Annotated in this window: 14 protein-coding genes; 4 read left to right on the top strand and 10 right to left on the bottom strand. The window is 63.7% G+C overall.

Annotated features, from left to right (window positions below; genetic code table 11):
- Positions 1–296 precede the first annotated feature (296 nt).
- Both preA and FJ958_RS27295 read right to left on the bottom strand, forming a co-directional pair.
- Positions 297–1,610 carry an NAD-dependent dihydropyrimidine dehydrogenase subunit PreA gene (gene preA / locus FJ958_RS27300; protein WP_140747862.1) on the bottom strand — a complete coding sequence of 438 codons (1,314 nt, stop codon included), beginning with the start codon at positions 1,608–1,610 and terminating at the stop codon, positions 297–299.
- Between the two features lie 2 nt (positions 1,611–1,612).
- On the bottom strand, positions 1,613–2,977 hold the full coding sequence (locus FJ958_RS27295) for an NAD(P)-dependent oxidoreductase (RefSeq protein WP_140747859.1): 1,365 nt from the start codon (positions 2,975–2,977) through the stop codon (positions 1,613–1,615).
- Positions 2,978–3,250: 273 nt separating this feature from the next.
- Between FJ958_RS27295 and FJ958_RS27290 the strand changes: the two genes are divergently transcribed.
- Positions 3,251–4,027 carry a VOC family protein gene (locus FJ958_RS27290; RefSeq protein WP_140747856.1) on the top strand — a complete coding sequence of 259 codons (777 nt, stop codon included), beginning with the start codon at positions 3,251–3,253 and terminating at the stop codon, positions 4,025–4,027.
- Positions 4,028–4,102: 75 nt separating this feature from the next.
- On the opposite strand, the gene FJ958_RS27285 is transcribed toward FJ958_RS27290, so the two are convergent.
- Positions 4,103–4,561, bottom strand: a complete 459-nt coding sequence (locus FJ958_RS27285; RefSeq protein WP_140747874.1) for a hypothetical protein — start codon at positions 4,559–4,561, stop codon at positions 4,103–4,105.
- Between the two features lie 252 nt (positions 4,562–4,813).
- On the opposite strand from FJ958_RS27285, the gene FJ958_RS27280 reads away from it, so the two are divergent.
- Positions 4,814–5,206: a DoxX family protein gene (locus tag FJ958_RS27280; protein WP_140747853.1), complete on the top strand. Its 393-nt coding sequence runs from the start codon at positions 4,814–4,816 to the stop codon at positions 5,204–5,206.
- Positions 5,207–5,228: 22 nt separating this feature from the next.
- Here FJ958_RS27280 and FJ958_RS27275 read toward each other — a convergent pair whose 3' ends face one another.
- Positions 5,229–7,655 (bottom strand): FAD-dependent oxidoreductase, encoded by a 2,427-nt coding sequence (locus tag FJ958_RS27275; RefSeq protein ID WP_140747850.1) that lies wholly within the window; start codon positions 7,653–7,655, stop codon positions 5,229–5,231.
- A 225-nt stretch (positions 7,656–7,880) separates the two neighbouring features.
- The gene (locus FJ958_RS27265) at positions 7,881–9,419 is read right to left on the bottom strand and encodes a trimethylamine methyltransferase family protein (RefSeq protein WP_140747844.1); all 1,539 of its coding nucleotides are present in this window, start codon (positions 9,417–9,419) and stop codon (positions 7,881–7,883) included.
- Between FJ958_RS27265 and FJ958_RS31715 the strand changes: the two genes are divergently transcribed.
- Positions 9,358–9,588, top strand: coding sequence for a hypothetical protein (locus FJ958_RS31715; RefSeq protein WP_181176535.1), 231 nt, complete (start codon positions 9,358–9,360; stop codon positions 9,586–9,588). The two genes, FJ958_RS27265 and FJ958_RS31715, sit on opposite strands and share 62 nt — an antisense overlap.
- A gap of 47 nt (positions 9,589–9,635) precedes the next feature.
- Positions 9,636–10,226 carry a transglycosylase SLT domain-containing protein gene (locus FJ958_RS27260; protein WP_140747841.1) on the top strand — a complete coding sequence of 197 codons (591 nt, stop codon included), beginning with the start codon at positions 9,636–9,638 and terminating at the stop codon, positions 10,224–10,226.
- A 112-nt stretch (positions 10,227–10,338) separates the two neighbouring features.
- Here the strand turns inward: FJ958_RS27260 and FJ958_RS27255 are convergent, their stop codons facing one another.
- The 5 genes from FJ958_RS27255 to FJ958_RS27235 all read right to left on the bottom strand — a co-directional run bounded on the left by FJ958_RS27255 (position 10,339) and on the right by FJ958_RS27235 (position 23,108).
- The gene (locus FJ958_RS27255; RefSeq protein ID WP_140747838.1) at positions 10,339–12,684 is read right to left on the bottom strand and encodes an ABC transporter ATP-binding protein; all 2,346 of its coding nucleotides are present in this window, start codon (positions 12,682–12,684) and stop codon (positions 10,339–10,341) included.
- A 102-nt stretch (positions 12,685–12,786) separates the two neighbouring features.
- Positions 12,787–13,944 (bottom strand): ABC transporter permease, encoded by a 1,158-nt coding sequence (locus FJ958_RS27250; RefSeq protein ID WP_140747835.1) that lies wholly within the window; start codon positions 13,942–13,944, stop codon positions 12,787–12,789.
- Between the two features lie 12 nt (positions 13,945–13,956).
- Positions 13,957–14,991, bottom strand: a complete 1,035-nt coding sequence (locus tag FJ958_RS27245; protein ID WP_140747832.1) for an ABC transporter permease — start codon at positions 14,989–14,991, stop codon at positions 13,957–13,959.
- A 149-nt stretch (positions 14,992–15,140) separates the two neighbouring features.
- Positions 15,141–16,799, bottom strand: a complete 1,659-nt coding sequence (locus tag FJ958_RS27240; protein WP_140747828.1) for an ABC transporter substrate-binding protein — start codon at positions 16,797–16,799, stop codon at positions 15,141–15,143.
- A 252-nt stretch (positions 16,800–17,051) separates the two neighbouring features.
- On the bottom strand, positions 17,052–23,108 hold the full coding sequence (locus FJ958_RS27235) for a translocation/assembly module TamB domain-containing protein (RefSeq protein ID WP_140747825.1): 6,057 nt from the start codon (positions 23,106–23,108) through the stop codon (positions 17,052–17,054).

The following is a 23,108-nucleotide window of genomic DNA, read 5'->3' as shown; positions in this document are numbered from 1 at the left end:
ATCCTCAACGCCATGATCAGGGACCAAAAACCATGGCAACCCGCTTGAAATCCAAGACAGTCGCTCTCCCCGTATAGAGACGGGGAGAGGGGTGCTGTCGCGAGAGCCTTCGCCAATCTCCGACGTTGAGGAAGAGGAGCCGGCGTCGCGGCCAGCCCTTTCTCCCCGTCTCTATACGGGGAGAAATGTCCGGCAGGACAATGAAGGGCGGCGCCAACCCGTGAATTGAAGCATTACGAAAATCGCCCCGTGCAAAAGACGGGGCGGTTGAACTCAACCGGCGTTATGACCAGCCGCTACTCCGCTGCCACCTTGGCCATCGGGTTGTTCGGGTGCGTGGTCCAGTTGGCGTAGATTGGAGACACCGGCTTGCCGGTGCGTTGGTCCATCGCGCCGGCTGCCAGCGGCTCCATGGTGATGCAGTTGTCGACCGGGCAGACATTGACGCACAGATTGCAGCCGACGCATTCGGCCTCGATCACCTCGAAATGCCTGACGCCGTTGACCATGCTGGTGATCGCCTGGTGCGAAGTGTCCTCACAGGCGATGTGGCAGCGGCCGCATTTGATGCAGGCATCCTGGTCGATATGCGCCTTGGCGACATAGTTGAGGTTGAGATATTGCCAGTCGGTGACATTGGGCGTGGCGCGGCCGATAATGTCGTCGAGCGAGCGGTGGCCCTTCTCGTCCATCCAGTTTTCGAGACCGGCGATCATCTCCTGGACGATCTTGAAACCGTAGGTCATCGCCGCCGTGCACACTTGCACATTGCCGGCGCCAAGCGCCATGAATTCGGCCGCATCGCGCCAAGTGGTGATGCCGCCGATGCCGGAGATCGGCAGGCCGCGTGTTTCGGGATCGCGCGCGATTTCGGCCACCATGTTCATGGCGATCGGCTTAACCGCCGGACCGCAATAGCCGCCATGCGAACCCTTGCCGTCGATGGTCGGCATCGGCGCGAAATTGTCGAGGTCGACACCAGTGATCGAATTGATGGTGTTGATCAGCGACACCGCGTCGGTGCCGCCGGCATGTGCCGCCCGCGCCGGCTTGCGGACGTCGGTGATGTTGGGCGTCAGCTTGGTGATGACCGGCATGCGCGTGTACTGTTTGCACCAGCGCACCACCATTTCGATATATTCCGGCACCTGGCCGACGGCGGCACCCATGCCGCGCTCCGACATGCCGTGCGGGCAGCCGAAATTGAGCTCGATACCGTCGGCACCGGTCTCCTCGACCAGAGGCAGGATGGACTTCCAGCTTTCCTCGACGCAAGGCACCATGATCGAAGCGATCAGTGCCCGGTCGGGCCAGTCCATCTTGACCTGCTTCATCTCGCGCAGATTGGTCTGCAAATCGCGGTCGGTGATCAGCTCGATATTGTTGAGGCCGAGCAGACGGCGGTCCGCACCCCAGATCGCGCCGTAGCGCGGGCCGTTGACGTTAACGACGGGCGGGCCTTCCTCGCCGAGCGTCTTCCAGACGACACCGCCCCAGCCGGCCTTGAAGGCGCGAATGACATTATAGGCCTTGTCCGTCGGCGGCGCCGAGGCCAACCAGAACGGATTGGGCGATTTGATGCCGACGAAAGTGTTGCGGATGTCTGCCATGCTCACGCCCTCCCGTTAAAGGTCAGTGCCCGGTGGATGGACTCCGCCGCATCGCGCCCCTGCGCCACGGCCGAGACGGTCAGGTCATCGCCGCCAAAAATACAGTCGCCGCCGGCCCAGACCTTGGCGAGCGAGGTGCGCCCTTCCGCATCGACCTTGATGCGGCCGGCTTCGAGGTCGATCGCAGCACTGCTGCCGTTGAGGGCGGCCGGCACAAAGCTCTGGCCGATGGCCTTGAACACCTGGTCGGCGACGAGCGTCAGCGTCTCGCCGGTGCCGGCAAGCATGTCGCCACGCAGCGCCGTGTATTCGAGTTCGATGGCCGACACCTTGCCGCCCTCGGCAATCACCCGCCTCGGCTGCAGCCAATGGCGGATGGTGACGCCGTTGGCGGCGGCCAGATCCTGTTCGAATTCGGAGGCGTTCATGTGCTCCTGGCCGCGCCGGTAGCAAATGGTCACCTCTTCCGCGCCAAGCAGTTTCGATTGCACGGCGGCGTCGATCGCCGTCATGCCGCCGCCGATGACGACGACACGCCGGCCGACCGGCAAACCGGAGAGGTCGCTGGCCTGGCGAAGTTCCGCAATGAACTCCACCGCATTGGTGACGCCGGCCGCATCCTCGCCATCGGCGCGCAGCGCGTTGACGCCGCCAAGCCCCATACCGAGGAACACAGCATCATAATTGCGGATCAGGTCGGAGAGCTGATAGTCGCGGCCGAGCGCCTTGCCGTTCTGGATGTCGATGCCGCCGATCGAGGTGACGTAGTCGACCTCGGCCTGGGCGAAATTGTCGACGCTCTTATAGGCGGCGATGCCGTATTCGTTGAGGCCGCCGGCCTTCGGGCGCGCTTCCAGGATGGTCACGTCATGGCCATGACGGGCGAGCCGGTGCGCGGCGGCAAGACCGGCCGGGCCGGCGCCGACAACGGCAACCGTCTTTCCTGATGGTTCGGCGCGCTTGTAAAATTGCTTGTTCTCGCCCATCGCGATATCGGTGGCGTAGCGCTGCAGCCGACCGATCTGCACCGGCTTGCCTTCCGCCACTTCGCGAACGCAGACCTCCTCGCACAGCGTCTCTGTCGGGCAAACGCGGGCGCACATGCCGCCAAGAATGTTTTGGTCGAAGATAGTCTTGGCCGACCCGATCGGGTTGCCGGTCGATATCTGGCGGATGAACATCGGGATGTCGATCGAGGTCGGGCATGCATTCATGCATGGCGCGTCGTAGCAGAAATAGCAGCGGTCGGATTCGACCAGCGCCTCGTGGTGATCGAGCGGCGGATGCAGGTCGGAAAAATTGTCCGCATACTGGTCGGGCGAAAGCCGTCCGCCGGCAATGCCTTCCTTGAACTGGCCTTCTGGCATTTTCAGTTCCCCATGTTTTCGTTTTGGGGAAGGCTAGCACGTTTTATTTTTTTATCAATTGGTCAATTTTCTGGATAAGCCGCTGAAAAACTTCGATAATAACATGAATTTTTTACTCATGTTATCGACTGAAATCGGGCTACCCGCGGCATCATGGACGAAACATCTTACTCGACGGCACATCTTTGCGCAAAGTTGTCGGATTTCCGTCTCGAAGATCGTCCTATGATGGATCGAAACACGATCGGTGCATAAAGGTGAGGAGACCGACAAATGCCGAAATCCCCAATGCCCTTCTTCTGGTACGAGCTGATGACCACGGACCTCGACGCCGCCGAGGCATTCTACACCAAGGTTGTCGGCTGGACGGCGCAGCCCTTTGAGAAGGCCCCCGGCATGCCACGCTACATCGTCATGAATGTCGGCGAGCGTGGCGTCGGCGGCCTGATGACGATGCCCGAGGATGCGGCCAAGATGGGCATGCCGCCCGCCTGGCTGGGTTATATCCATACCAGGGATGTCGATGCCGCCACGGCATCGCTGCAGAAAGCCGGCGGCACCGTTCATCGCCAGCCCGACGACATCCCAGGCGTCGGCCGCTTCGCCGTCGTCGCCGATCCGCAAGGCGCGACCTTCATGTTCCTGCAGCCGAACGGCCCGGACCAACCCGTCGTGCCGGCCGCGACGCCTGGCCATATCGGCTGGCATGAGCTCTACACGTCGGATTGGAAGGCCGCATTCGACTTCTATTCCAGCCAGTTCGGCTGGGCCAATGCCGGCGATTTCGATATGGGGCCGATGGGCATCTATCAGACCTTCACGGCCGGCCCCGAATCAGGCGGCGGCATCATGAACAAGCCGGAGCAGATCCCGGTGCCGGTCTGGCAGTTCTATTTCAACGTGCCAGCCATCGACGCGGCGGCCAAACGCGTGACCGACAATGGCGGCAAGGTCCTGATGGGACCGATGGATGTGCCCGGCGGCAGCTGGATCGTGCAGTGCCAGGATCCGCAGGGCGCCCATTTCGCGCTGATGGCGCCGGGACGTTAGGGTAACTGCGACGGCTCGCACGACAGGACGGCCATTCATCACGTCGCCGACGAACGGCGGTCCGGCTGGCGCCAGTTATTCCGGCGCCAGCACGGCGACCTTGAGATCAGCTTTCTTCGCACCGCTGAACTGGAGGGTGGCCTGGCCGGTCGCGAGCTTGAAGCGCACGCTCTTGCGGATACCCGGGCAAGTCTTGACGCCGCTGTAATCGGCCGATCTCACGGCCTTGCCATCCTGGATGACATCGATCCAGGCCTCGCCCGACAGGCTTATCTGGATGCTCCCCTCGGGCGGCACGGCCACACTTGCGACGGCGCCAAACGTGCCCGGCGCCGGCGCATGCTCGGGCCGCATCGCGAAGCCGGCCTTCTCGACCGGCACCAGTGCGAGATCCGCTGCCGCACCGACCGCCAGCGTTGCCCCCGACGGCATTGCTGGCGCCACGGGAAACAGTGCCTGTTCGCGCGTCACCGGCCATTTGAAGGCCTCACACCCCGCGTCCTCGGCCATGACGGCGGTCGTCGCCGCCAGCATGGCTGCAAAACCAAAAACGAGTGTCTTCACGGCGGGACTCCATAGGACCAAATGGCGGATCGGGAGAGATTTGCGCCAACTATAGCGCCACGAAGCAAGATGACCAGTGGAACCAATCGGTCCGCTTCGCCTTCTTTGTCTGCCCAATCATGTCCTCCTCACCGACAATTGATATCGGTGCGAACGTTGTGAATGGTCCGGCTTTCGGGGATGCTTTATGGCCGGGCCGGGAGGGACAAATCGGAGTTCTAGATGAAGCTTTTCGAAGGTCTTGCCAGATACCAGCCGCAGGCGCTCGGCGTGCTGCGCATCATGACCGCGCTGCAGTTCATCGAACATGGCAGCCAGAAGCTGTTCAACTTCCCGGAAAGCGCCCAAGCCCACGCCCTCACCGGACTGACCACCGCTGCCGGCATCCTTGAATTCGCCGGCGGCATCCTGCTGGCGCTTGGCCTGTTCACGCGCCCGGTCGCGTTCCTCCTGGCCGGCGAAATGGCAATCGCCTATTTCTCTGCGCACATGCCGCGCGACTTCTTCCCGGTCAACAACAGCGGCGACGCGGCGATCTCATTCTGCTTCATCTTCCTTTATCTGGTCTTTGCCGGCGCCGGAGCCTTCGCGCTCGACAACCAACACAACGCATGATGCCCCCGTGCGGGGGTGAACCTCACCCCCGCATCCGTTCGAAATTCGCATCGAACAGTGGCGTGGCCTGGATGCGCGCCGCATGCCGCTTGCCCAGCAACTCGATTTCAAACCCGTCGCTCTCGTCGGCGATCTCCTTCGGCACGTAACCGACGGCGACGGATTTTTTGGAATGATGCGCGAAGCCGCCCGACGTCACCCAGCCGCGCACCGCGCCGCCGAACCAGATCGGCTCGTCGCCGATGACATCGGCATCGTCTGTCTCGACGATGAAAGTGCGCAGGCGCAGCTTGCCGCCTTGCTTGCGCTCGGCGAGTGCCGCCGCCTTGCCGATGAAATCAACCTCCTTGCCATAGGCGACGAAACGGTCGAGCCCGGCTTCCAGCGGCCCGTAGATCGGCCTGTATTCGCGTCCCCACGAGCCGTAGTTCTTCTCCAGCCGCAGGGCGTTGAGGGCACGTGAACCGAACAGGCCGATGCCGAGTTCCGCACCCGCCGCCATCAGCGCCTGGAACGCCGCACGCTGATATTCCGGCGCCACCCAGATCTCGTAGCCGAGATCGCCGGTGTAGCTGACGCGGCCAACCAGGCACGGCGCCATGCCGATATCCATTCTCGCCACCGCCATGAACGGAAACGCTGCGTTGGAGACATCCGCTCGGCTGACCTTGGCCAACACATCCCGCGCTTCCGGCCCGGCGATCGCAAGGCCGGTGAGTTTCGCTCCCAGCGCTTCGATGCGCACCGAACCGTCCTTCGGCAGATGCGCCTCGAACCAGCGCATGTGGTATTCCTCGGCAATGCCGGAGCCAGCGAGGAACCAGCCATCGGCTCCGAGATTGGCCAGCGTGAAATCGCCGATCAGTCTGCCGTCCTCCTTCAGCATCGGCGCCAGCGTCATCCGGCCGGGCTTCGGCAGCTTGCAGGCAAGCATCTTGTCGAGCCAGGCCGCCGCCCCTTCGCCCGTCACCTTGTATTTGGCGAAGCTCGAAATCTCCGACAGGCCGACGCCGCTGCGGACCGTCGCGACCTCCCTCGCGACATGGGTGAAGTCGCTCGAACGGCGCCATGAGAACTCGTCTTTGACGCCCTCCGGCGCATACCAGAGCGGCACTTCCAACCCGTAGGCGACGCCCCATTGCGCGCCCCTGGCCGACAATAGGTCGTAGACCGGAGTTGTCTTCAGCGGCCGTCCGGCCGGCAATTCCTCATTGGGAAAGCGGATCGAGAAGCGCCTGGAATAGTTCTCCCGCACCTTGGCGTTGGTGTAGGCCATCGTCGCCCAATCGCCGTAGCGCGCCACATCCATCGCCCAGATATCGGCGCCGGGATCGCCCTCGATCATCCAGTTGGACAGCGCCAGGCCGACGCCACCGCCCTGACTGAAGCCCGCCATCACGCCGCAGGCGACCCAGAAGCCCGGCAGGCCGCGCACCGGCCCGACCAGCGGGTTGCCGTCAGGCGCGAAGGTGAAGGGCCCGTTGATGATCTGCTTGATGCCGGTGTTCTGGAAGGCCGGGAAATGCCGGAAGCCGACCTCCAGCGACGGTGCGATGCGGTCGATGTCCGGCGCCAGCAGTTCATGGCCGAAATTCCATGGCGTCTGGTATTCGGACCATGGCTTGTTGGCCTTCTCATAGGTCCCCATCAGCATGCCGCCGCGTTCCTGGCGCAGATAGAGCTCACCGTCGAAATCGACCGCGTGGATGATCTCGGTGCCGGTCTTGGCGTTCCAGTCGGCAACCTCCGGCATGTCCTCGGTGATCAGGTACATGTGCTCCATGGCCAGAACCGGCAGTTCCAGCCCGACCATGCGCCCGACCTCGCGCGCCCACAGGCCGCCGGCATTGACGACATGCTCGGCCACCACCTCGCCCTTGTTGGTGATGACGCGCCACATCCCGTCGGGCCGCCGCACGATGTCCTCGACCTTGGTAAAGCGCTCGACCTCGGCGCCGAGCTTGCGCGCGGCCTTTGCATAGGCGTGGGTGACGCCCGAGGGGTCGAGATGGCCGTCCTCCTTGTTGCGGACCGCGCCGACGAACTGCTTGGGATCGAGCAGCGGCATCAGTTCGGCCGCCTCTTTCGGCGAGATCACTTCCAGGTCGATGCCAAGATAGCGGCCCTTGGCGACGACACCGCGCAGCCAGTCCAGCCGCGCCTCGGTCGCCGCGAGAAGCACGCCGCCGGTCAGGTGCACGCCGGTCGCCTGGCCGGAGAGTTCCTCGATCTCCTTGTAGAGATTGATGGTGTATTTCTGCAGCTTGGCGACGTTGGGATCGCCATTGATCGTGTGCATGCCGCCCGCCGCGTGCCAGGTCGAGCCGGAGGTCAGCTCGTCGCGTTCCAGTAGCACCACGTCGGTCCAGCCGTGGCGGGCAAGATGGAACAGCACGGAACACCCGACGACACCGCCGCCAATGACCACGACCTTTGCATGCGATTTCATGGATTTTTCTCTGATATCAGTGAGTTGGATGGATGAGCGGATTCGGGATGGGAGGGATCTATTTGGGATTGCTAAAGGTTGGCGCCGCCCCTCATCCGCCTGCCGGCACCTTCTCCCCGTATAGTGACGGGGAGAAGGGAGAAGCTGCGACGTTAGCGCCCCCCTCTCCCCGTTCTTCACGGGGAGAGGGTAAGGGTGAGGGGCAGCGCCGACCTGTGAAAACCATCACGGCTCGCCCTGCCCGATAGCCTCGCGCCGCTTCGCCACATAGGCCTCCAACGCCTCGCGCACGGCGATATCCATCGCCGGCTCGGCATAATCCTCCAGCGCCTTCTTCCACAGCGGCGTCGCGCGCGCGGTCGCATCAAGCCCGCCGGCCTCCTGCCAGGCCTCGTAATTCTGCCAGTTGGACAGCATCGGCTGGTAGAAGGCGGTGGCATAACGCTCCAGCGTATGCGGCTCGCCGAAGAAATGGCCGCCGGTCGGCACTGCCCCCAGCGCCTCGACGGCAAGCTCGGCCTCGTCGACCACGATCGGGCGCAGGAACTCCATCATGTGCTGGATCATCTCGACATCGATGATGAACTTTTCGAAGGACGCCGTCAGCCCGCCCTCCTGCCAGCCTGCTGCATGGTAGACGAGATTGCCGTGGCCGAGCACCGCGCCCCAGAGCGCCATCAGCGTCTCGTAAGCGCCTTGCGCATCGGCGGCGTTGGAGGCCGATCCTGGTGTCGTCCGGTACGGCAGCCCGTAGCGCCGGGCCAGTTGTCCCGATGCAATATTGGCCTTGGTGTTCTCCGGCGTGCCGAAGGCCGGCGCACCCGACTTCATGTCGACATTGGAAGTGAAGGCGCCATACATGACCGGTGCGCCGGGCCGTACCAGCTGCGTCAACACCACGCCGAACAGCGCCTCGGCATTCTGCTGCGCCAGCGCGCCCGCCAGCGTCACCGGGCTCATCGCCCCCATCAGCGTGAAGGGCGTCACCGCCACCGACTGGCCGTACTCGGCCATCGTCATCAACCCCTCGGCCATCATCTCGTCGAAGCGGCGCGGCGAATTGACCGAGATGATGGTGGCGATGCCGGGATCGTCGCGCATCTGGTCCAGCGTCAGCCCGCGCGCGATCGCCATCATCTCGATGCCGTCCAGCGCCCTGCCCCGGCCGATCGCCGAGACATGGAAACTTTTGTCGGTCAGCGTCAGATTGGTGAAATAGGTATCGAGGTGGCGCGAATTGGCCGGCAGTTCGACCGGCGCGCAGACCTGGTTGCCGAGCATGTGGACGCAGTTGAAATGCTGCGCCAGCCGGGTGAGGTCGGCATAATCGCGCAGATTGCCGGCGCGCCGGCCACGCTCCATGTCGTGCACATTGGGCGGCCCGGCAACAAGCGTGAAATTGATGGTGTTGCCGCCAAGATGGACCGTATTTGCTGGGTTGCGCGGTGTTAGGCGGTAGTTGGGCCGCGTCGTCTTCAGCGCCTCGTCGACCATGCCGCGATCGATGCGGACATTGGCCGTTGCATGATCGACCTTGGCGCCGGCCTTCTCGAACAGCGACAGCGCCCGCGGGCTCATGACCTCGATGCCGAAATTCTCCAGGACGTGCATCGACGCCTGGTGGATTGCCTCGATCTGGTCGGCGGACAGCAACGCCATCGGTGGATAGGGATTCCTCACCCGCCGAGGTGGCAGTTGCAGAATGGGCGCTGGCCCCCTGTTGCTGGTGCGCTCGGCGCCGCGCTTGCGTCTAGGCTCGTTCATGCCCGACATCAAAGCCTCGGCAAACCGGGCGAGCTTTCAGAAATACGCCATTTACAGACGTGATTTTAGCCAAGGCGGCATCCATGCAGCATCGTTTTATAAAAAGCGACAACTGACGTCGGAATATCCCTACGGCGTTTTTCACGCGCCCGTGCCGACAAAGCATTAACGGACGCAGCAAGATTCCTTTTATGATTTCGGCCTATTGCTCATCCAATGCGCAGGTCGAGTTTTAGTAAAATTGTAGCGGTTGGTGTGTTGCTGGCACTTTCGGCCTGCGCGACCGCGCCCAGCCATATCAACAATGTGTGCGCCGTCTTCGACCAGAATGATGGCTGGTTCGACAATTGGCAGTCGGCCGCCGAGCGCACCTCGCAGAAATACGGCGTGCCGGTCCCTGTGCTGATGGCGACCGTGCGCAAGGAATCCGGCTTCAAGAGCAACGCAAGGCCGCCGCGCACCAAGCTGCTCGGCTTCATCCCGTGGAAGCACGTCTCGTCAGCCACCGGCTTCTCGCAGGCGCTGGACGGTACCTGGTCGCAATATCAGAACGAAACCGGCAATTGGGCGGCGCGGCGGACCAAGTTCGCCGATGCCGTCGATTTCGTCGGCTGGTACCACTCCAAGACAGCCGATAGCTACGGCGTCGCCCGCAACGACACCTACAACCTCTACCTCGCCTACTATCTCGGCTGGACCGCCTACGGTCGCGGCAACCGTGGCGACGCCGGTGTGCAGAGCTACGCCCGGGCCACCGACAAGATGGCCCGCGACTATGCCGAACAGCTGAGGCAATGCGGCAGCTGACGCGCCGCCAGGAGCAATTCCAGGAAAGTGCGCGGCGGTTTTCCGTCCGCAATTGCGTAAGACAAAGATCTCGAGCGGGTCAACATTCCATCAAACGCTGAACCGCTCTGGCTCAATGCCGCCTTGTCGTATCGTCAGGCTTTGAAACCCCGGTTTCCGAAACCTCGTCGCGGACTTCGTGACGACGGGCTCGCATGACAGCCTCGCTTTCCTCGACGGCCTCTCCGATTTGGTCAGCCTCCAAACTTCCCGTCTTGCCATGCGGCCGGCTGGGCTGGGTGCCGGCAAAGCCGGGGCCGGCACCATGCGGCGCATCATCCGGCACACCCTCCTGGGCGGCATGGTCCTTGTCGAACTTGATCACCGGCTCCATCTTCGCCAGCACGTCGTCGGAGAGCCAGCACAGGCTCATATGGCCGTCGCCGAGGTTTTTGACCGGCGGCACCTTGGTCTCGCACAGATTGTCCGGCACCAGCTTCTTGTAGCCGCAGCGTGTCTGGAAAGGACAGCCGGATGGCGGGTTCATCGCCGAGGGGATGTCGCCTTCGAGCACGATGTGCTTCTTGATCACGCTGGTGTCCGCGATCGGGATCGCCGACAGCAGCGCCTCGGTATAGGGGTGGTAAGGCGGCGCGAAGATCTGGTCGGTCGTGCCCTGCTCGACGATGTAGCCGAGATACATGACGACGACGCGGTCGGCGATGTAGCGCACGACGGACAGGTCGTGGCTGATGAACAGCATCGTCGTCTTGTTCTTGCGCTGGATGTCCATCAGCAGCTCGGTCACGGCCGCCTGCACCGACACGTCGAGCGCCGACACAGGCTCGTCCGCCACCACCACCTTGGCGTCGCCGGCAAAGGCGCGCGCCACGCCGATGCGCTGCTTCTGGCCGCCCGAAAGCTGGCGCGGCTTGCGCGTCTCGAAGGCACGCGGCAGCTTCACCAGGTCGAGCAGTTCCAGCATGCGCTTGCGCCGGTCGGCGACCGTCTTGCCGACCTTGAATTTCTCCAGCGTGCGGATGATCTGTGCTCCGACCGAATGGCTGGGGTTGAGCGTGTCGAACGGGTTCTGGAACACCATCTGGATCGACGACACCGTATCGACGCTGCGGCTCTCGATGCCGGTCGACTGGATTTCCTTGTTGCCGAGCTTGACACTGCCGGAGCTTGCCGTCTCAAGCCCGAGCAGCACCTTGGCCAGCGTCGATTTTCCGCAGCCGGATTCGCCGACAATGGCGACCGTTTCGGATTCACGCGCTGTGAACGAGATCGTCTCGTTGGCCTTCACGACGCGGCCTTCGCTCGAGCCGAACACCTCGCTGCCGCCAACCTTGTAGTATTTCCTGAGGTCCTCGATCTTGAGCACGGGGGCGCCGGGCACGACCTTTTCGTTGACCTTCTTGGCACCGGGCGGCAGCGCTTCCCAGTCGATCTCGTTGAAGCGCACGCAGCGCGAGAAATGGCCTTCATGTCCCGCGACCTCGACCATCGGGATTTCGGCGGCATTGCAGACGCCCTCGACGAAATGGTGGCAGCGCGGGCCGAAATTGCAGCCCTTCGGCCGCTCATGCGGCAGCGGCAACTGGCCGGGGATCGAGATAAGCGGCCGCGAGTTCTTGTCCGCGCCCGGCAGCGGGATCGAGCGGAACAGCCCTTGCGTGTAGGGATGGCGCATCCGGTCGAACACGTCCTTGATCTTGCCGGTCTCGACCGCCTCGCCCGAATACATCACCGTGATGCGGTCGCAGGTCTCGAGGATGAGCCCGAGATTGTGCGATACGAAGATCATCGAGGTGCCGAACTTCTCGCCAAGCCCCTTGACCAGTTCGACGATGCCCGCCTCCACCGTCACGTCGAGCGCCGTGGTCGGCTCGTCGAGGAGGAGCAGCGCCGGCTTCGACAGCAGCGCCATGGCGATGACGATGCGTTGCTGCTGGCCGCCTGACAGCTGGTGCGGATAGGAGCGCATCATGCGCTCAGGGTCGGGAAGTTTGACCGAGCGCACCATTTCGAGCGCGCGCCTATGGGCCTCTTCCTTCGACACCTTGTCGTGGATCAGGGGTACTTCCATCAGCTGCTGGCCGATCTTCATCGCCGGGTTGAGGCTGGCCATCGGCTCCTGGTAGATCATGGCGATCTTGTTGCCGCGGATCGAACGAAGTTCGTCCTCGGAGAGCTCGCCCATGTCCTTGCCCTGGAACTTGATCCTGCCGCCGACGATCCTCCCGATATTGGAGAGATCGCGCATGATGCCGAGCGACACGGTCGACTTGCCGCAGCCGGATTCGCCCACGATGCCCATCGCCTCGCCGGGCATGACCGTGCAGGAAAAGTCCATCACGGCCGGTATCTCGCCCTTGCGGGTGAAGAAGGAGATCGACAGGTTTTCGATCTCGATGATCGGCCCATTGGTCGGCCCATTGGTCGGCTTGGCCGGATTTCGAACTGCCTCGTTCATGGGTCGCTCCAATCCTTGGTTCTTCCGTTTAAGCATGATCCCGAAAACCGGATGCCACTTTCGGGATCATGCTCTGGGCAATTAGGGTCAAGAACCCCGCCATCAATCCTTCATCGATTGCTCACGCAGGGAATCGGCCAGCAAATTCAGCCCCAGCACGAACGACATCAGCGCGATCGTCGGCGGAAGTGCCGGGTGGATGAAGGAGCGCAGCAGCCGGCTGGCATCCTTGATCGCCGTGCCCCAGTCCGGGCTCTCGGGCGCCAGGCCCAGGCCGAAATAGCCCAGCGTACCGAGCAGGATCGTAGTGTAGCCGATGCGCAGGCAGGCGTCGACGATCAGCGGTCCGCGCGCATTGGGCAGGATCTCCCAAAGCATGATGTACCAGGGCGATTCACCGCGCGTCTGCGCCGCCGCCACATAGTCGCGCGTCTTGATGTCCATGGTCAGGCCGCGCACGATGCGGAACACGCCGGGGCTGGAGGCGAACACCACCGCCACGAAGATGTTGAGCTGGTTGGGATCGATATGGACGATCTTCAGTGGATCCCTGTCGAAGACAAGGCCGATATAGATCCAGCCACCAATGATAAGCGTAAGCCCGAGCAGGATGTAGATCCGGTCCGGCCGGTTCTTGAAGCGTGTCCAGAACAGCACGCAGAAGAAGATGATCGGGAACAGGAAGAAGACGCCGGCGAGCGCATAGGGGATCGGGGTGTCCATGATGCCCGGCGTCACCAGCAGGTAGAACAGCAGGATCACCGGGAAGGCCAGCACGAGATTGGCCAGGAACGACAGGATCGAATCGATCTTGCCGCCGTAGTAGCCGGCCGGCAGGCCGAGCGTGATGCCGACCATGAGCGCGAAGCCGGTCGCCGCGGGCGCGATGATCAGCACGATCTGGCTGCCATAGACCATTCGCGAAAAGACGTCGCGCGCCAGCTTGTCGCCGCCGAACAGATAGACGAGCCCCGATTGCGGTTCGATGGCGCCCGGCAGCGTGTCCTTCATGATCGGGATCTGGCCGAGGGGATCGAAAGGCGAGATGGTCGAGGCGAAGATCGCGGTGAACAGCCAGAACAGGCAGATAAAGACGCCCGCCATGCCGACGCCGCTGTCGAACAATTGGCCGTAGAGCGCCAGCTTCTTCTTGTAGAGGAAGCTCGCGCCCATGACGATGGCGAGCGCGACCCAGACCGGCCAGAAGCGCCAGAGCACTTCGAGGATGATGGCGGAGCCGCTGATGTATTGGGTTTGCATGCGCCGTCTCCCCTACTGAACCCGGATGCGCGGATTGAGGAACGCGTAGCCGACGTCGGAAATAAGCTGCGTGATCAGGACGATGAAGACCGAGACCAGCGAGCAGCCGAGCAGAAGATCGATGTCGTTGTTGCCGGCGGCCTCGACCAGCGTGTAGCCGAAGCCCTGGTAGCGGAACATCACCTCGACGATGACAACGCCGGTGAGCAGCCACGGGAACTGCAACATGATGACGGTGAAGGGTGCGATCAGCGCATTGCGCAGCGCGTGCTTGACCACCACGCTGCCGAACGAAAGGCCCTTCAATCGTGCGGTGCGGATATATTGCTGCGTCATCACCTCGACCATCGAGGCGCGCGTCATGCGGGCGATGTAGCCGATGCCGTAGATGGCGAGCGTGATCACCGGGAGCGTGAAGTTATAGAAGGTGATGCCTTGGCTCGCTGACGCTGCCGACCCGTTCAGCCAGCCGAGCCAGGAGGCAAAGATGACGGTGAAGATGACGCCAGACACATATTCAGGCGTCGCCGTCGAGGCGATCGAGGCGACCGACAGCGCACGATCGGTGCGCGACCCCTCCCGCATGCCGGCAAGGATGCCGACCAGCAGCGAGACTGGCACCATCACACCCAGCACGCAGAGCATCAGAATGCCGGTGGCGCCGAGCGCCGGGAACAGCTTGGCCGCCACGGTGGTCTTGAACTTTGTCGAGCAACCGAAATCACCTTCGATCACGCCGGATAATGTCGGCACGGCCGGGTCATTGCAGAAGGAGAAACGCTGCGTGGTCTTTCCGGTCGCCGGATCGGTGATCGGCTGCTTGGGTACGATGCCAAGCCACTGGCCGTAGCGCACGAAGAAGTTCTGGCGGTAGCCATGGTTGACCAGCCAGCTCTCGAGCTGCTCGGCCGATGTGTGCATTTCAGTCTGGCTGATCGCCAGCTTCTTCAGGTTGGGTTCGAGATTGACGAGGAAGAAGACGACCAGCGTCAGGCACAGCATCGTGAGCAGAATCGTACCGATGCGTCTGGCGATGAATGAGAACATTGTGCCCCCCTGCCGGCCGGGTTGGGGTCAGATATGGTCAACCCTGTGTCGAAAACCTTGTGACGTCACGTCGCCGCTGCAGCCAATGCAACGGCGACGATCCTGCGGAAACGAGGGGCGGTCGCCCCTCGCATTCCTCAAGCCGTGGGTCACGCCTGATCGAGCCAGACCTTGCCGAAATCGTGCTCGTAGGTGGGGTGCATCGAGTGGTTCTTAACTTCGGGCTTGATGTTGATGTAGAGCTTACGCCAGTACGGCTGGATGATGATGCCGGAATCCTGCAGCGTCTGCTCGATGTCCTTCATCACCACCTTGCGCTTTTCTGCATCGGCGATGCCAAGCGCCTCGCCCACCTTTTTGTCGAACTCCGGATTGGCATAGGCCGTCTCGTTCCAGGCCTCGCCAGAGCGGTAGGCGATGGCGATGACCTGGATGCCCAGCGGGCGCATGTTCCAGTTGGTTTCCGAGAACGGGTATTTCGTCCAGTCGTTCCAGAAGGTCGAGCTCGGCAGCACGGTGCGCTTCACCTTGATGCCGGCTTCGCGCAGCTGGGCCGCGATCGCGTCGGTGGTGTTCTTGTGGTAGTCCTCGTCGTTGCTGATCAGCTCGTGCTCGAAATCGATCACGCCGGCTTCCGTCAGCATCTGCTTGGCCTTGGCGATATCGCGCTTGATCTCCGGCAGCTTGACATATTCCGGATGGATCGGTGCGACATGGTGGTTTTCAGCCGGCGTGCCGGCATTGCCGTAGCCGAGCTGCAGCACCACGGAATTGTCGACGGCCAGGCACATCGCCTGACGCACCTTCTGGTCGCCATAGGGCTTGGCGTTGACGTTGAAGCGCGACACCACGGTCGCCGCCGTCACCACTTCCGAAACCGGAGCGCCGACGCCTTCGATGATCTTGACGTAGTCGGCGGTCGTCTCGTGGTTGGTCTGCACTTCGCCCGACTCAAAGGCCGAAACCGTCGCGGCCGGATCGGTGCCGTAGTCGATGAACTCGACGCCGTCGAGGAAGACTTCGCCCTGCCACCACTTGCCGGTCTCGCGGCGCTTGTAGACCACCTTCTGGCCGACATCGTAGGACACGAGCTCAAACGGGCCGGTGCCGATCGGGCAGTTCTTGAAGTTGGCGCCCTTCGCATCGAAGGTCTTGTGCACGACGAGTGCCGGATAGTCGGTCAGGTTGGCGATAAGCGCGATGTCGGGCTTGCTGAGCTTCAGCTTGATGGTCATGTCGTCGACCTTGACGATCGATCCTTCGCTCAGCTTCTTGGTCTTCTCGTCGACGAGGCTGCCGAGGCGGCCCGGCATCGAATTGCCTTCCGCGGCCTTGTCGGCCCAGCGGGTGAAATTGTAGATGACGTCGTCGGCGGTGAACTTGTCGCCATTGTTCCACTCGACACCAGGCCGCACATGCAGCGTGTACTCGGTGGCGTCGTCATTGATGTCCCAGCTTGCCAGCAGATACGGCGCGAACGTGTACTGGTGAGTGTACTTCACCAGTGGCTCGAGCGCCTGGCGTTGGGCATTGGCGATCTCCGACCAGTCGGCCGTGCGCGGATCCTTGGGATCCTTGACGGACATGGCGACCTTGATCACGCCGCCCTTTTTGCCCTGCACGTCCTCGGCCTTGGCCGGTGTCGGCGCGGCAAGGCCGAGCAGGCCATAGGCCATGGCGGTCGAAGCGCCGAAGATGCTGGCGAGCGCCAGGAATTCGCGGCGGTCCACCTTGCCCGATTTGGCTTCTTCGGCCATCGCCAGGATGTGGTCCGGAACGCTGTCGCCGTTGCTCTTATAGATTGTCATGATTAACTCCCATTGTTGGCTTTCCGCCGATTAACATTCCGCATCCGGGCCGTGATGTCAAAGACGGCATGGAATGGGAACATGTTAGCGAATGTGCAACTTTGGAAAGAGAGCGGTTCGCGCGATAACGACAGTCTTGGCGCAAAATTGCTAGTGCGCCCAGATTTCGCCAAAATCTCTTCGGGCCATTAAACTGAGACATTTACACAGGTTACGACAGCGCCAGTCCCGGCCATGGTGAGGGCCAGACCCTCAATATTCCTTTTCGTAGAAGATGCCGCCCTTGGCCTCGCCGGCATCCGTCGCCTCGCCCCGCAATTTGACGCCGCGCCCGACATTGAGGTCGATGGCCGCCTTGCCCGATCCCGGCTTGTCGCCCTTCTGGATGGTCACATAGGTGCGGTCGTTCAGGTACTTACCGGCCGAGACCGCCGTGCCGCCCTTGTCGTCGGTGGTGACGTCGAGATCGTCGACGCCGATGGCGCTGCGCAGATTCTCCAGCAACGACGTCGAACCGCCGACACCGGCCAGTTGCCCCGCCGCTTCGGCCAGTTGCGCGATCTGCAGCGGCGACAGGTTCGACATCGAACGGCCGAAGATCAGTTGCGCCAGCACCTCGTCCTCGGGCAGCGCCGGCACCGAAGTGAAGGTGAATTTCGGATTTGTCGCCTCGCCCGACACCACGATGGTGACTGTGGCGCTGGCGGTGGTTGTTGTCGCGGTCAGGTTGAGATAAGGCACCAGCGATCCGGAAAAGCCAACCGTGCCCTCGGTGAAGGTCAGCCGCTTGCCGAGGATCGACAGCCGGCCGCGCTGCAGGGTGAAGGTACCGACCGCTTGCGGCGACGAAGCCGGGCCGGTCAACCTCAGCGAGCCGCCGAGCTCGGCGTCGACACCCCTGCCCTGGATGAAGATCTGATTCGGCGCGTTGACCGTGACGTCCAGTGCGAGGCCGCTGCCGCCGCTCTTACCGCTCGTCGTCGCCGGCCGCAGCGCCTTGTCCTGCGCCCTGACCGCGCCCGGCGCGTTCTTGTGCTTGACATCGAGCGCCGAAAGCGAGCCCGGCAGCTTGTCGGGAACGGTGATGACGGTCTTGCCCAGGTTGACGGTGCCGGCAATCGCCGGCGCCGACGTCAGCGGGCCCTTGATCGTCAGGTCGCCGCCAAGATTGGCGGTCACCACACGCCCGTCCGTATAGCGGCCGTCGGTGAGCTTTATCGACAGGTCGGCCGGGAAGCCTTGCGCCGGATTGATGCCGACCGTGCCGCTGGCCGACAGGCTGCCGCGCGTCGACAGCGTTCCGGTCAGCCGGTTGATCCTGGCGACGCCGCCGCCGATCGAGACATTGGCGGCGATATCATTGACCGCGAGGCCCGAGCGCGCATCGACGAGCCGCGCGCCGGAAGTGTTGACGCTGCCGCCGATGACCGGCGACGTCGTGGGACCGCGCACTTGAACATTGACATTGGCGGTTCCCGTCAGCGACAGGCCTTGCGCGGCAAGCTTCTGGCTGAGGATGCCGAAGGGCACGCCGCCATTGAAGTCGAGCGCCAGCGCCGGCGTGCCCGCCGTCGTCACCGTGCCGCCGCCCTTGAGGCCAAGGCCGGCTCCGTCGCTGACATTGGCGTTGAAGGTCAGCTTGTTGGCGGCAAAGGTGCCGGACGAGGAAACGCTCACCGCGCCGACACCGGCGCCGCGGGTCTGCGACGTCTGCACGCCAGCCGCGTCAATGTTGAAAGCAACCGCCGGGCTCGCCGGCGCACCGGTCACCTTCACCGTGCCCGAAATCGAACCCGCCGCATCGAGGCCGCGCGAAAAACTGTTGGCGAGCGACATCGGCACCTTGGCCAGCGTGGCATTGATGTCGAGCGTCTGCCCGACCTTGCCCGTCACCGTCGCCGTGCCGCCGCCAAGGTTTAGCACCAGCCTGTCCAGCGTCGTGATGCCATTGGCGATGCTGACGGTGGACGCTTGGGCGATGGCGGCCTGGATTCCCTGGACAGTCGCCTGGCCGGAAGCAAGTTCGATGGTCGTCGTGCCGTTGGCGGCTTTCACCCGCCCGGCCGCCTTGGCCGGAATGCCCTTGACCGTGGCGCCGCCGGAGAAGCCGGTCCAGTCGCCGTCGCGCTTCAGATCGACGTCGATGCCGCTGATCACCGTGCCGCCCGATATGACGGTGTCGGCATGGATCTTTCCCGAGATCACCGGCGCCGCGAGATAGTTGGCGATCAGCGCATCGATGGAAACGGTTTTCGCCTGGAGGTCGCCGCGCGTGATCGAGGCGCTGGCCGCCTTGATGGCGAGTTGGGGTGCCGTGCCGTTCTTCGAAAAGGCGATCGTGCCGCGCACGTCGCCTTCGGCCCTTTCCAGCGCCAGCGCGGCCAGTGGCCCGATGTCGGGCAGGTCGAGCGAGATCGTGCCTTCAGGCACGAACTTGTCGTCCAGCGCCAGATCGCCGGAGATCTTGTTCTGACCCAGCGACAGAAGCAGGCCGTTGACGGCGCTCCTGCCGTCCGCGGTCGCGAGCACGGCGCTGCCTTGCAAGGCCTGTCCCGCGACATTGCCGGTCAGCCGCACATTCGCCGCCGGGTTGGCGGCATCCGCCTTGCCGGTGGCGGTCAGCCTCAGCCCGGTGATGTCGCGCGACGCCACCGACAGCTTGTCGCTGTCGACGGTCAGCGACAGGTCGGGGGCGGTGGCCGGCCCCTGTGCATTCAACGCGAAGGCAATGGCGCCCCTGGCATCCTTCGACAGCAGCGAGATGTCGCTCAACGCGCCCTTGATGCCGGCGGCCACCTTGTTGTCGGCTAGGCTTGCCTGTCCCTCGGCGCTCAGCGCGCCAGAGATCAGCTTCAATCCATCGACGTCAATAGCACCATTGGGATCGCGCTTCAGCGTGGCGCTCAACTGCGCGCGTTCGCCGAGCATGCCGCGTGCCGCCGCCGGCAAGGCCGATGATGGGGCATCCGCATTCAGCTTGAGATCGATGGCACCGTCACGCAGCGATACCTGGCCAGCGACCTGGCTGTTGAGCGCCTCGCTTTTGAGAGAGCCGCTGTCGATGGCCACGGCATCGGCTGTCAGGCGCCCGCTGAGCGCGGCAGTAACCTTGCCGGCGATCAGCGGTGCGATCGTGGCATTCTCGAGACCCACCTTGTCCACCGATACCGTGCCGGAAACCGGTCCGGCGCGGTTCTTGAGATCGAACGCATCCGAATGCAGTGCCACCCCAAGCCCGTCCACTTTCGCCGGGCTGGTCGTGACCGAGGGCAGGATCGCGGAAAGGTCCAGCCGGGCATGCGTGCTTTCGCCCGCGATTTTGGCCGACAATGACCGGACCTCGATCTTGACCGGACTCTGCGCGCTTCCAACCGTCAGCGGCAGGCTGGGGCCGGATGAGGTGAGATCGAGCGCGAAATCGCTGGCCCCGTTCGGATTGATGGTGCCGGCGGCCTGGCCGGAAATCTTGTCGCCGGAGAGCGTGCCATGGTCGAGGACGACACCGCCGGCCATCGTGTAGCCACCCGCCGCATCGACGGCGAGCGGCCCGAGCCCGGCCTGGCGCGTCTGGCTGGATTCAACACCGGCGAGTTGCGCGTTGAACCGGACCTCCGGAGCAGCCGGCGTTCCGGTCACTTGCGCGATGCCACTGAGCGTGCCCGCGGCATCGAGGCCGGGCGAAAATTCATTGGCAAGGGCCGCCGGCAGCGCCGAGAATTGTGCCGCGAGATCGAGCGTCTGGCCGGCGCTGCCCGACAGCGTCACCGAGCCGCCGCCGATATCGAGCGCGAGCTTCTCGATGTTGGTCGTACCATTGGCGATGGTCAGCGACGAGGGCTTGGCGATCGCCGTCTTGATGCCGCGAACCGTGGCCTCGCCCGAGGCGATCTCCACACTGGTGGTCCCATCGGCGATCTTCACCCGCCCGGCGGCGGTCGCCGGAATGCCCGCTATGGTGGCGCCGCCGGTGAAATTGGTCCAGTCGCCGTCGCGTTTCAGGTCGACGCCGAGGCCACTGATTTCGGTGGTGCCCGAAGTGACCGTATTGGCCTTGATGGTGCCCGAGATCGCCGGCGCCTCGAGATAGTTGGCAATGAGCGCATTGACGGCGATCGTCTTGGCCGTCACCTCGCCGCGCGCGATCGATGTACTCTTGGCGTCTATGGCCACCGAGGGCGCGCCGCCCTCCTTGGCAAAGACGATGCTGCCGTTGATGTCGCCGGTCACAGCCTGGCCGGCGAGCGCGGCCAGCTGATCGATGGCGGGAGCGGCAAGCGTGAGCGTGCCCAAAGGCATGTATTTGTCGTCGAGCGCCAGGTCGCCCGACACCTTGTTGTCACCCAGCGAGACCAGGAAGCCATTGATCGAACGCTTGCCCTCGCTGGTGACCAGCGCCGCCTTGATGTCGAGCGGCTGATCCTTGACGGCGCCGGTCAGCGAGACGTTGGCGGAAGGGCTCGATATGTCGGCCTTGCCGCTCGCCGTCAGCTTGATCGCCTTCACCGTGCGGCCCGAGGCCGTCAGGCTGTCGCTGTCGGCGGAGACCGTGAAATCGGGCGCCGTCATGGCGCCGCTTGCCGACAGCGCGAAATCGACCCCGCCGGCAACCGGCACGCCGACCGTCGGCGACAACACCGAAACGTTGCCCAATTTGCCCTTGATGTCGGCCTGGATGTCCGTGCCGTGCATGCTGGCGGTGCCGCTGGCGCTAAGCGATCCGGATGTGAGTTCGATCGAATTGGCGGCGAACGCCCCCTGCGGATCGCGGGTCGCGGCGGCCGAGAACTTCACCCGTGCGCCGAGCACCGAGGCGATCTGCGGCGGCAGGGCCGTCGCCGCGGCGTCGGCGTTCATCTTGAGCTGCATCGACAGGTCGGCAAGCGCAACCGTCGCCGTCAGCGAGGCGTTGAGCGCATCGGAGCGCAGCGTTCCCTGGTCGATGATGATGGCGTCCTTGCTGACGGAGCCAGCCAGATCGACGTCGACCTTGCCGGTGACCAGCGGCGCCAGCGTCGCGACGTCGGTTTTCAGGCCGCCAGCCTCCAGCTTGACCGCAACCGGCCCGGCGCGATTCTGGATGTCGAAACCGTCGGAGTGGATTTGCGCCGCCAGATCGTCGAGCCGCGTACCGCCGGCGACGATCGAAACGAAGGAGGCGCCGATATCGATAATCGGGGCCTTGCCGTCGCCAAAGGCGCGGGCGGTGGCGTTCTTGATCGCCAGTGTGATCGGTTGCGCCTTGCTGCCGACGCTGACCACGACGGGCGGGCCCTTGGCGGCGAGTTGGACAGAGAGATCGCTGGCGCCGGAGGGATCGACGATGCCGGCGGCAGTGCCGTGGATCGCATCGCTGTCGATATTGGCCCGGTCGACGCTGATACCGCCGGCTGAGGTGGCGGTCCCCGCGACATCGAAGCTGGTCTTGCCGGCAAACAGTGGTTTCAAATTCTCCGGCAGGAAGCGGGCGAAGTCGCCGTCACCCTTGGCCTCGACATGGCTGCCCTTGTCGGTCGACTGATGGCGGCCCGTCAGCTGGGTGACGATCTCGCCATCAACGGTGAACGTGGCTATGCCGTTCCAGTTGGCGAGCGGCCCGGTGCCTGAGACGACTATGTCGACTGGCGGCGTATCGGGCAGCTTGAGCAGATTGGCGATGATGCCGCCGGCCGGCTCCGAAGCCTTGAGGTCGAGGTCAAGCCTGTTGTCTGCCGGCGCGAAGTGGATCTTGGCGTCGACATTGCCTTGCTTGCCGTCATGGCGGGTAACATTGAGCACCGTCTCGACCGCCAGCGGCGCGGCTTCGGCCTTGACCGATCCCTTCGCCGCAAGCTCGGCGATGCCGCTGCCGGCCAGCTCCTGGCCAAGCGCGATTTCGGGCAAGTCGATCTGCTTGATATCAATGGAAACAGGCAGCGTCGTCGTGCCGCTCTGCGCGGGCGGTTGTTGGGTGCTGGCCGCCGGCAGCCGTGCCAATTCGATGCGGTCGGCCGCGATGCGGTCGGCGCTGAAGTTTTTCGACAGCAGCGCCAGCGGCGACCAATCGACCGCCACTTTGCGCGCCACCAACCAGGCACCCTCGCGGTCCTCCAGCACGACATGGTCGACGCTGAGCGCGCCCGACCATATGCCGTCGATGCCGCTGACGGTGACCTTGCGGTCGTCGCTCGAGGCCAGGCGCGAAATGATGCCTGCGAGATTGTCGCGTCCGCGTTCGGTCTTGGTCAGCACGACCAGCGCACCGATCGCGCCCGCGACCACGATCAGCAGCGTGTAGAGGACAATGCGAAGGATGCGCCAGACCGTCTTCAT

Source organism: Mesorhizobium sp. B2-3-5 (assembly GCF_006442395.1).
Taxonomy (GTDB): domain Bacteria; phylum Pseudomonadota; class Alphaproteobacteria; order Rhizobiales; family Rhizobiaceae; genus Mesorhizobium.
This window is presented reverse-complemented; position numbering and strand designations above follow the sequence as displayed.